The 3,139-nt window shown below is 61.6% G+C and carries 4 protein-coding genes; all 4 read right to left on the minus strand.

What is annotated here, in order from left to right; all coding sequences use genetic code 11:
* Positions 1-49: 49 nt before the first annotated feature.
* Positions 50-1,003, minus strand: a complete 954-nt coding sequence (locus tag ACXRVY_RS21750; RefSeq protein WP_223463106.1) for a D-2-hydroxyacid dehydrogenase family protein — start codon at positions 1,001-1,003, stop codon at positions 50-52.
* Between the two features lie 13 nt (positions 1,004-1,016).
* Positions 1,017-2,042 carry an alpha/beta fold hydrolase gene (locus ACXRVY_RS21755; protein WP_457265973.1) on the minus strand — a complete coding sequence of 342 codons (1,026 nt, stop codon included), beginning with the start codon at positions 2,040-2,042 and terminating at the stop codon, positions 1,017-1,019.
* Positions 2,043-2,127: 85 nt separating this feature from the next.
* Positions 2,128-2,562: a YqaA family protein gene (locus tag ACXRVY_RS21760; protein WP_457265974.1), complete on the minus strand. Its 435-nt coding sequence runs from the start codon at positions 2,560-2,562 to the stop codon at positions 2,128-2,130.
* A complete protein-coding gene (locus ACXRVY_RS21765; RefSeq protein ID WP_223463109.1) occupies positions 2,562-3,008 on the minus strand; it encodes a DUF411 domain-containing protein in 447 nt (148 codons plus the stop codon). The genes ACXRVY_RS21760 and ACXRVY_RS21765 overlap by 1 nt, the downstream gene beginning before the upstream one ends.
* Positions 3,009-3,139: the final 131 nt, after the last annotated feature.

Raw genomic sequence — 3,139 nt, forward strand, 5'->3', positions numbered from 1 at the left:
ATGTAACCCTGTGGGCGCGAGCTTGCTCGCGATGAACGATGACGCGGTATCAGCCCAGCAAACGAATGGGTGAACCCGCCACCCAGGCCTGGATGTCCTCGATCATTTGCGAGAAAAACAGCTGGTAGTTCTGTTGGCTCACGTATCCGACATGGGGCGTTGCCAGCACGTTATCCAGGGTCCGAAACGGATGGTGGGCAGGGAGCGGTTCCTGCTCGAAGACATCCAGTGCGGCACCGGCCAGCCGTTGTTTCTGCAACGCCTTGATCAGCGCCGCTTCATCGACAATCGGTCCGCGAGCGGTGTTCACCAGCAGCGCCGTGGGCTTCATCCAGCCAAGTGCCTGTGCATCCACCAGGCCCCGACTGCGCTCACTGAGCACCAGGTGCACCGACAACACGTCAGCCTGTTCGAACAGTTCCTGCTTGCTGACATAGGTCACACCGACCTGCGCCGCACGTTCGGCGGTGAGGTTTTCACTCCAGGCGATCACGCGCATGCCGAACACCTGACCGAACTGTGCAATACGCTGACCGATGCTGCCCAGACCGAGGATGGCCAGCGTCTTGCCATGCAAGTCACCGCCCAGGCCTTGTTGCCACTGGCCGGCACGCAGGGCATTGGCCTCGACCACCAAATTGCGGGTTGCGGCCATGATCAGCGCCCAGGTCAGTTCCGGCGCGGCGTGTTTGTAGCTGTCGGTGCCGCAGACCTGAATGCCCAGCGCGGCAGCGGCTTTCAGATCCAGGGCGGCGTTGCGCATACCGCCGGTCACCAGCAGTTTGAGCTTCGGCAGGCGGCGCAGCAGGTCTTCATCGAAACGGGTGCGCTCGCGCATCACGCAGATCACCTCGAACCCGGCCAGGCGCTCGGCCAGGGATGGGGTATCGGTGGGGTAGTCATGGAGAAAACTCACCTGGCCGACGCTGTCCAGCGCCGACCAGTCCACCACGTTCCGCGCCACATCCTGCCAATCATCAAGCACTGCAATTTGCACGGGCATCAGCCTTTCCTCTTCAACGCACGGGGTTGGTCTTGTTCAGCCAGGCGAGCAGGGCCTGGTGGAATTCTGCCGGTTCTTCCATCTGTGGCGCGTGGCCCATGCCAGGGAATTCCACCAGCGTGGACTGGGGAATCCGCTTGGCCACCTGTTTGCCGAGGACGTCGTAGTGCCCGAGCTTCGCCTTGACCTCGGGCGGGGCGATGTCACTGCCGATGGCGGTAGTGTCGGACGTACCAATCAACAGCAGGGTCGGCATCTTCAGGTTCTGGAATTCGTAGTACACCGGTTGGGTGAAGATCATGTCGTAGATCAGCGCTGAGTTCCACGCGACTTGCGTATGCCCCGGGCCTTTGTTCAGGCCGGCGAGCATGTCGACCCAGCGATCGAATTCCGGCTTCCAGCGGCCGCCGTAATAGGTGTTGCGCTCGTAGGTGCGGATCCCGTCGGCGCTGAGTTTGAGTTCGCGTTCGTACCATTGATCAACGGTGCGATAGGGCACACCGAGGGCTTTCCAGTCTTCCAGGCCAATGGGGTTGACCAGCGCCAGTTGTTCGACCTGTTCGGGGTATAGCAAGGCATAGCGGGTGGCGAGCATGCCGCCGGTGGAGTGCCCCAGCAGGGTGGCTTTCTGGATGCCCAGCGCCTTGAGCAATTGTTGAGTGTTCGTCGCCAGTTGCTGGAAGCTGTACTGATAGTGCGCCGGTTTACTGGAGGTGCAGAAACCGATCTGGTCCGGGGCGATGACCCGATAGCCGGCGTCGCTGAGGGCTTTGATCGAGGTGTCCCAGGTGGCGCCGCAGAAATTCTTGCCGTGCATCAACACCACGCTGCGACCATTGGCCTTGCCGTGGGCGGCGACGTCCATGTAACCCATTTGCAGGGATTGGCCCTGGGATTCAAAGGCGAAGTGCTTGAGGGTGTAGGGGTAGTCGAAACCTTGCAATTGGGGGCCATATGCCGGTCCTTCGGCGTGGGCGATGGCGGGCAGGGCGGCGGTCAGCAACAGGCTGGGTAACCAGCGGGTGAGGGGACGCGACATGGGAGAGCTCCATGGAAAATCCGCCGATGCTGGATCGGCTCGATTAGGGCGCTATTAAACACAGGCAATCGCCGCCCTCGATGGTTCAACCCATCCAGCCCAGGGTCGCCACGGCCAGCACGCCGTAGCGGGCGCCTTTGGCCAGGGTGACGATCAGCAGGAAGCGCCCCAGCGGTTCGCGCATGACCCCGGCGACCAGCGTCAGCGGATCGCCGATCACCGGCAGCCAGCTGAGCAGTAATGACCAGTGGCCGTAGCGTTGATAATGCAGCCGGGCTTTTTCCAGGTGTCGGGGGCCTACCGGAAACCAGCGCCGGTCGCGGAACCGCTCGATCCCGCGCCCCAGCCACCAGTTAAGCAGCGACCCCAGAACATTGCCGAATGTTGCCACTGCCAGCAGTGCCCAGAGCCAATACCGATCGCTGAGCAACAGGCCCACCAGCATGGCTTCGGATTGCAGCGGCAGCAGCGTGGCGGCACCGAATGCCGCGAAAAACAGCCCGAGATACGCGCCGGACATCAATGGGCGGGGTAATCCGCAACCACCACGTCAGTGCCGTCCTTTTTCAGGCCGATGACCTGATAGGCATCGTTCATGCCGTCCATTTCCATGCCGGGCGAACCCATGGGCATGCCGGGTGCGGCGATACCCAACAGATCGTCGCGCTTGCTCAGGGCCAGGACCTGGTCGGCCGGGACATGACCTTCGACGAATTTGCCGTTGATCAACGCGGTGTGGCACGACGCCAGGCGCGGCGGCACACCGTGCTGTTGCTTGAACTCACTCATGCTGGCTTCGACGTGGTCTTCGACCTTGAAGCCATTGGCCTCCAGGTGGCTGATCCATTTTTTGCAGCAACCACAATTGGCGTCGCGATGAACCTCGATCGGGATGAGGTCGGCGGCCTGGGCCAGGGAGGACATGAACAGGGCGCTCAGGGCGATCAGTCGCAAGTGGGTTCGCATGGGGAAACTCGTCTCGRCTCACGGGCAAAAAACGCATTCTGACCACTTTTCCGGGTCAGGTATTCTTGGAGTGTTTCGAATTACTACAGAGCTCGGCAGCTTCATCATCGTAGATCAACGCTGTCAGGCTG

This window comes from Pseudomonas sp. P5_A2_2 (genome assembly GCF_054177685.1).

Coding starts and splice junctions, on each gene's coding strand:
- ACXRVY_RS21750 (WP_223463106.1), bottom strand. CDS start 1,003: ATGCCCGTGCAAATTGCAGTGCTTGATGATTGGCAGGATGTGGCGCGG.
- ACXRVY_RS21755 (WP_457265973.1), bottom strand. CDS start 2,042: ATGTCGCGTCCCCTCACCCGCTGGTTACCCAGCCTGTTGCTGACCGCC.
- ACXRVY_RS21760 (WP_457265974.1), bottom strand. CDS start 2,562: ATGTCCGGCGCGTATCTCGGGCTGTTTTTCGCGGCATTCGGTGCCGCC.
- ACXRVY_RS21765 (WP_223463109.1), bottom strand. CDS start 3,008: ATGCGAACCCACTTGCGACTGATCGCCCTGAGCGCCCTGTTCATGTCC.